At 69.7% G+C, this 6262-nt stretch carries 7 protein-coding genes and 1 pseudogene; 5 read left to right on the top strand and 3 right to left on the bottom strand.

What is annotated here, in order from left to right; genetic code table 11:
- On the bottom strand, positions 1 to 284 hold a 284-nt coding region (locus tag OUA97_RS22935), incomplete at its 3' end, for a hypothetical protein (RefSeq protein ID WP_267234405.1).
- 247 nt (positions 285 to 531) lie between these two features.
- On the opposite strand from OUA97_RS22935, the gene OUA97_RS22930 reads away from it, so the two are divergent.
- The 4 genes from OUA97_RS22930 to OUA97_RS22915 all read left to right on the top strand — a co-directional run bounded on the left by OUA97_RS22930 (position 532) and on the right by OUA97_RS22915 (position 4404).
- A complete protein-coding gene (locus OUA97_RS22930) occupies positions 532 to 1665 on the top strand; it encodes a Re/Si-specific NAD(P)(+) transhydrogenase subunit alpha (protein WP_267234404.1) in 1134 nt (377 codons plus the stop codon).
- 14 nt (positions 1666 to 1679) lie between these two features.
- Positions 1680 to 1997, top strand: a complete 318-nt coding sequence (locus OUA97_RS22925) for a proton-translocating transhydrogenase family protein (protein WP_056022909.1) — start codon at positions 1680 to 1682, stop codon at positions 1995 to 1997.
- Positions 1998 to 2013: 16 nt separating this feature from the next.
- Positions 2014 to 3435 carry an NAD(P)(+) transhydrogenase (Re/Si-specific) subunit beta gene (locus OUA97_RS22920; protein WP_267234403.1) on the top strand — a complete coding sequence of 474 codons (1422 nt, stop codon included), beginning with the start codon at positions 2014 to 2016 and terminating at the stop codon, positions 3433 to 3435.
- Between the two features lie 303 nt (positions 3436 to 3738).
- The gene (locus OUA97_RS22915; RefSeq protein ID WP_267234402.1) at positions 3739 to 4404 is read left to right on the top strand and encodes a M23 family metallopeptidase; all 666 of its coding nucleotides are present in this window, start codon (positions 3739 to 3741) and stop codon (positions 4402 to 4404) included.
- A 39-nt stretch (positions 4405 to 4443) separates the two neighbouring features.
- Here the strand turns inward: OUA97_RS22915 and OUA97_RS22910 are convergent, their stop codons facing one another.
- Positions 4444 to 4854 carry a hypothetical protein gene (locus OUA97_RS22910; protein WP_267234401.1) on the bottom strand — a complete coding sequence of 137 codons (411 nt, stop codon included), beginning with the start codon at positions 4852 to 4854 and terminating at the stop codon, positions 4444 to 4446.
- A 103-nt stretch (positions 4855 to 4957) separates the two neighbouring features.
- Here OUA97_RS22910 and OUA97_RS22905 point away from each other — a divergent pair, with 103 nt between their 5' ends.
- Complete coding sequence (locus OUA97_RS22905; protein WP_267234400.1) at positions 4958 to 5791, top strand: alpha/beta fold hydrolase; 834 nt, start codon at positions 4958 to 4960, stop codon at positions 5789 to 5791.
- Here OUA97_RS22905 and OUA97_RS22900 read toward each other — a convergent pair.
- Positions 5788 to 6262: pseudogene (locus tag OUA97_RS22900) on the bottom strand (tRNA(Ile)-lysidine synthetase); the annotation flags it as partial. The gene OUA97_RS22905 and the pseudogene OUA97_RS22900 overlap by 4 nt on opposite strands.

The following is a 6262-nucleotide window of genomic DNA, read 5'->3' as shown; positions in this document are numbered from 1 at the left end:
GCGTGCTGGGCGAGGAGGGTCGCCTCGCCGGCGTCGGCGCGGGCGATCATCGACGGGCCGACGGCGGCCAGGGTCGAGCCCGCGAAGCCCATGAATTTGCGGCCGGTTTCAGCGCGTTGGGCGCGGCGGGCCTGCGCGTCCTCCAGCTTGCCGACCTCGGCGGAGAGGGCCTCGCAGCTCAGCGCCTCGTCGCCGGGGCGGATGGCGCCGTCGGCCAGGGCGGGCGGGGCGGCGACGGCGGCGAGCGAGAGCGCGGCCGATAGGACAAGGGCAGTTCTTTTCACAGGTCACCGACTTTTTCTGGTTTGAGCGGTGAACCGGTGACGCGGATGAGGGACCCCGTCAGCCGCGCTTCGACCGGCGCGGACGGCGGTTCGACGGGAGGCGACGAGCCATCGACAAACCTTGAAAGCCAAAGGGGTTCGTCGCCAAACAATTGTTTGAATGTTGCACTGCGGTCGCTGGACAACGGCTGGCGGCGGCCTCTATGGTCCCCGTCAGGTAGGGAACGAGTAGGGGGATAAGGGGCGCATGACGACAATCGCCGTCACCAAGGAACGCCGCGCGGGGGAGACGCGCGTGGCCGCGACCCCCGAGACCGTCAAGAAACTGATCGGCGCCGGCTTTGCGGTGACCGTGGAAGCCGGGGCGGGCGCCGCCGCCAGCTATCCCGACGCCGACTACGCCGCCGCCGGCGCGACCCTGGCCAAGACCGCCCAGGACGCGATCGGCCAAGCCGACATCCTGTTCAAGGTGCGCAGCCCCGTCGACGAGGAGATCGCCGCGCTGAAGACCGGCGCGATCGTCGCCGCGACGCTGAACCCCTATGTCGACAAGGACGCCCTGAAGGCGCTGGCCGCCAAGGGCGCGACCGCCTTCGCCATGGAGTTCGTGCCGCGGATCACCCGCGCGCAGGTCATGGACGTGCTGTCCTCGCAGGCCAATCTCGCCGGCTATCGCGCCGTGATCGAAGGCGCCGAGGCCTATGGCAAGGCGCTGCCGATGATGATGACCGCGGCCGGCACGGTCGCGGCCGCCAAGGTGTTCGTGATGGGGGTCGGCGTCGCCGGCCTGCAGGCCATCGCCACGGCCCGGCGCCTGGGCGCGGTGGTCACCGCCACCGACGTGCGGCCGGCCACCAAGGAACAGGTCGAGAGCCTCGGCGCCAAGTTCCTGGCCGTCGAGGACGAGGAGTTCAAGAACGCCCAGACCGCCGGCGGCTACGCCAAGGAGATGAGCGCCGAGTACCAGGCCAAGCAGGCCGAGCTGGTCTCCAGCCACATCGCCAAGCAGGACATCGTCATCACCACCGCCCTGATCCCCGGCCGCCCGGCGCCCAAGCTGGTCAGCGCCGCGCAGGTCGCGTCGATGAAGCCGGGCTCGGTGCTGGTCGACCTGGCCATCGAGCAGGGCGGCAACGTCGAGGGCGCGAAGCTGGACGAGGTCGTGACCACGGCCAACGGCGCCAAGATCCTCGGCAAGCCCAACCTGCCGGGCCGCATCGCCGCCGACGCCAGCGCGCTCTACGCCCGCAACCTGTTCGCCTTCTCCGGGCTGTTCCTCGACAAGGAGGGCAAGTTCGCCCCCGACTACGAGGACGAAATCCTGAAGGCCGCGCTCGTCACCCAGGGCGGCGCGATCGTCCATCCCAACCTGACCGCCTGACCGGAGCCGCACCGATGGAAGCTGTCGATCCTACCGTCTTCCGCCTGGCGATCTTCGTCCTGGCGATCTTCGTGGGCTACTACGTCGTCTGGAGCGTGACGCCCGCCCTGCACACGCCGCTGATGGCGGTGACCAACGCCATCTCGTCGGTGATCATCGTCGGCGCCCTGCTGGCCGCCGCGGCCAGCGGAACCGACGGCGAGCTGACCCAGAACGTGCTGATCTCCAAGGGGGCCGGCGCCGTCGCCGCGGCCTTCGCGGCGGTCAACATCTTCGGCGGGTTCCTCGTCACCCAGCGCATGCTGGCCATGTACAAGAAGAAGCAGAAGTAAGGGGAGCGGGGGGAACATGAACGCTAATCTCGCCGCCATCGCCTACATCGTCTCGGGCGTCCTCTTCATCCTGGCCCTGCGGGGCCTGTCGTCGCCGACCACCAGCCAGGCGGGCAACCGCAACGGCATGATCGGCATGGCCATCGCCGTCGGCACCGCGCTCGCCACCCTCTGGGGGCAGGGCAAGCTGGACGGCCTGACCCTGGGCCTGATCCTCGGCGGCGTCGCCATCGGCGGCGCGGTCGGGGCGGTCATCGCCCGCAAGGTCGCCATGACCTCGATGCCGCAGCTGGTCGCCGCCTTCCACAGCCTGGTCGGCATGGCCGCCTGTCTGGTGGCGGTCGCGGCCATCCACACGCCGCAGGCCTATGGCATCGCCACGCCCGACGGTCATGTGCACATGACCTCGCTGATCGAGCTGAGCCTCGGCCTGGCCATCGGCGCCATCACCTTCACCGGCTCGGTGATCGCGTTCGCCAAACTCAACGGCAACATGTCGGGCGCACCGATCCTGCTGCCGGCCCGCCATCTGCTGAACATCCTCATCGCGCTGGCCATCGTCGGCCTGATCGTGGTGCTGGTGATGAGCGGCGGCCAGGCGATCTGGGCGTTCTGGGGCATCTTCGCCCTGGCGCTGCTGATCGGGGTCACCCTGATCATCCCGATCGGCGGCGCGGACATGCCGGTCGTGGTGTCGATGCTGAACAGCTATTCCGGCTGGGCGGCGGCGGCGCTGGGCTTCACGCTCGAGAACGTCACCCTGATCATCACAGGGGCGCTGGTCGGCTCGTCCGGCGCGATCCTCTCCTACATCATGTGCAAGGGGATGAATCGCAGCTTCATCTCGGTGATCCTCGGCGGCTTCGGAGCCGACGACAGCGCCGCGGCCGGCGCCGGCGGCAAGGTCGAGACCCGGCCGGTCAAGCAAGGGTCGGCCGACGATGCGGCCTTCATCATGAAGAACGCGTCCAAGGTGATCATCGTCCCGGGCTACGGCATGGCCGTCAGCCAGGCCCAGCACGCCCTGCGCGAAATGGCCGACAAGCTGAAGGAGGAGGGCGTCGACGTGAAGTACGCCATCCACCCGGTCGCCGGCCGGATGCCGGGCCACATGAACGTGCTGCTGGCCGAGGCCAACGTGCCGTATGACGAGGTCTTCGAGCTGGAGGACATCAACTCCGAGTTCTCGACCGCGGACGTCGCCTTCGTGATCGGGGCCAACGACGTCACCAACCCGGCGGCCAAGACCGATCCGACATCGGCGATCTTCGGCATGCCGATCCTGGACGTCGAAAAGGCCCGCACCGTCCTCTTCGTGAAGCGCGGCATGTCTTCGGGCTATGCGGGCGTCGAGAACGAACTGTTCTTCCGCGACAACACCATGATGCTGTTCGGCGACGCCAAGAAGATGGTCGAGGGGATCCTGAAGGGCCTCTGATCGTCGAGCATCAAGGTCCTTGCGGAGGGGCGCGCCCAGCGATGGGCGCGCCCTTTTCGTTGGGGCGGCATGCGCTACAGTCAAGTCGAGTAATCCGATAGCATCGCTTATGCGTGCAACAGCAATCCGTGCAAGGTTCCGTGGCGCGACAATGTGCGCCACATGAAATTCATCGACGCACTGAATTTTGGGATAAAAGGGCGACATATCAGCTTCTCCGCAGCGCGGGGCGTCGTCGCAGCTAGGTCACATAACCTCTAGTGGCCGTCCGTATAGCTCGACTGTACTGGAAGAGGTCGCTTCTTGAATTCGTTGAGCTTGGCCGCGCACCGCGGCATGCGCCACTTTTGGGTCGAGGGCTTGCTTGCGGTCGCCCTGACCCTGAGCGTCGTCACCGCGGCGTACGCGACCACGCTGATTACGCCGCGCGCGCCGCCGCCGCCGCCGGCCTACGCCAAGGCGATCGCCGAGGTTCCGCCGCCGCCGCCCCCGCCGCCGGAGTTCACGTTCGGCGAGCCGGTGGCCGGCCACCAGGTCAACTCGCCGTTCGGACTGCGCCGCATGCCCTGGGAGCGCCACGGGCGACTGCATCGCGGGGTCGACATCGCCGCGCCCTCGGGCACGCCGGTCGCCGCGGTCGAGGACGGCGTGATCGTGCGGGCCGGGACCAGCGCGTCCTACGGCCGCTTCGTCGAGGTCAAGCACGAGGGGGGGCTGACCAGCTTCTACGCCCACCTCGGGCGCATCGAGCGCGGGGCCAAGGCGGGGACGCAGGTGAGCGGCGGGACGATCATCGGCCGCATCGGGTCGAGCGGAATCTCGACCGGGCCGCACCTGCATTTCGAGATCCGCCGCGGCGAGACGCCGCTCAATCCGACGGCCTTCATCGGCCGCGAGTTCGCCACCGCCGAGCAGCTGCCGATGAAGACGGCCGCCTACTATCCGAAGAAGGTCCGGGTCGCCGGCTAAACCCTGTCCCGCGATGATCCATCGTGAGTGGGAAGGACGCTAGCGCCGCCGGCCGAACGCACGGTCGGCCACGAAGCCGCCGAACAGGATCGCGGCGAGCGCTCCGCCCGCCATCCAGACCGGGTGGTGGATGCTGGCCATGTTGAAGATCGACAGGGCCAGGACGATCAGGGCGACGATGCGCCCGGCCCAGGCGCGGCGTCCGGCGATCAGGTTGGCCGCCGAGGCGCCGCCGAGCGTGCCGAGGAACCAGGCGAGCAGGACGGCGAACTTGGCCGGCGTCGGGATCATGGCCATGGCGGTGTCGAGCTGGGCCGGATCGGTCAGGTTCACGCCCGGCGGCGGCGGGAAGATGGTGTGGCCGACGCCCTCGACCGCCAGAATAATCAGCAGGCCGACGATCAGGCCCAGCACGACGCCCACGGCCGTTCGCAAGATCGCCTTCAACATTCCCGCCGACTCCTAGTTTGGCCGGCAACCTCGACTAGATTGGGGGGATGCTCAAGGTATGCAGATGACGGCCCAGCGTTTTCACCCGTCCCGGGGCCGGTTGGTGGACATTGGCGGACGGCGGATCCGCGCCACGCCGGCCGGACCGCAGACCGATCGCCCCCTGATCGTTCTGGAATGCGGCGCCTTCGGCTGCGCCGCCGACTGGGCGGTCGTGCAGGAGAAGCTGGCCGCAAAGGGCCTGCGCAGCCTGGCCTATGACCGCGCGGGCCTGGGCTATTCAGACCCAGGACCCGAGCCGCGCGACGGCCGCGCCATCGCCGCCGACCTGGAGGCGCTGCTGGCGCAGCTGGGGGAGGGCGGGCCGGTGGTCTACACCGGCCACTCGATGGCCGGGCTGATGGCGCGGGTGTTCGTGCCGCGCAACCGCGAGCGCGTGCTGGGCGTGGTGCTGGTCGACGCGGTGACGCCGGAGATGCTGGATGTGCGCCGGGCGGCGGCCGGCATCCACGCCTATCGCGGGGCGATGAAGCTGGTCGGCGCCTGGTCGGGGGTCGGGTTCATGCGGCCGGTGTCGTTGGTGATCGGCGACCTGATCGGACTGGAGGGCGAGGCGCGCAAGGAAAAGCGCCGGGTCTACGGCTCGGCCGTCCACACCCGCTGGGCCGCCGAGGAAGTGCAGAACTGGCCGCGCACCTCGGGCCAGGGCCGCGAGGCCGGCCGCTTGCCCCCCGAGCTGCCGGTGGCGGTGGTGACGGCGGGAAGTGCGGCCACCCAGGCGCGGCTGAAGGCGCTGCAGGTCGTGCCCGCCGAGCTGTCGCAGCATGGCTATGTCGAGCACGTCAGCGGCGCCAACCACGCCAACCTGCTCGGCAAGGCCTTCGCCGATCCGATCGTCACTGGCATCGAGCACGTTTTGACGACCGTCGGCCGCTAGGGTTCGCGCTCGACTGCGCCGCCGGCGGCGAGCAGGCGTTCGCGCACCAGGCTGCGGATCGTCAGGCCCGGAACCTCTTCCAGAAGCGGGCAGGCGACCGCCGCGCCGTCGAGCACGACCGGCAGGGCGGCGCGGGCGCGGGCCGGGATCGAGCGCAGGGCCGCGCGCTGGGCGGGCGGCAACTGGGCGGCGTGGCCGGCCAGGGGCGCGATCACGGCCACCCGCTCGGTGGTGATTTCGAAGCGGCCGTCCCAGACCAGCTGCTCGCCCGGAGCCAGCATCTGGCCGGCGAGCCCGGCGCGCAGCAGCTCTCCCGGCTCGCGCATGAACAGCACCCCGCCCTCCTTGGCCTGGATCCGCGCGCCGGCGAGGGTGGCGATGAACGGTTCCTCGCGGCCCAGATGCTCGATGATCCGCGCCAGCCGGTCGGCGCGCGGCGGCCGGGCGGTTCCGGCCGCGCAGAGGGCGGCG

It is taken from the genome of Phenylobacterium sp. 58.2.17, from assembly GCF_026411515.1.
In the GTDB taxonomy this organism is placed as follows: Bacteria; Pseudomonadota; Alphaproteobacteria; order Caulobacterales; family Caulobacteraceae; genus Phenylobacterium.
The sequence above is the reverse complement of the archived record's forward strand: the minus strand, read 5'-3'. Positions and strand labels throughout refer to the sequence as shown.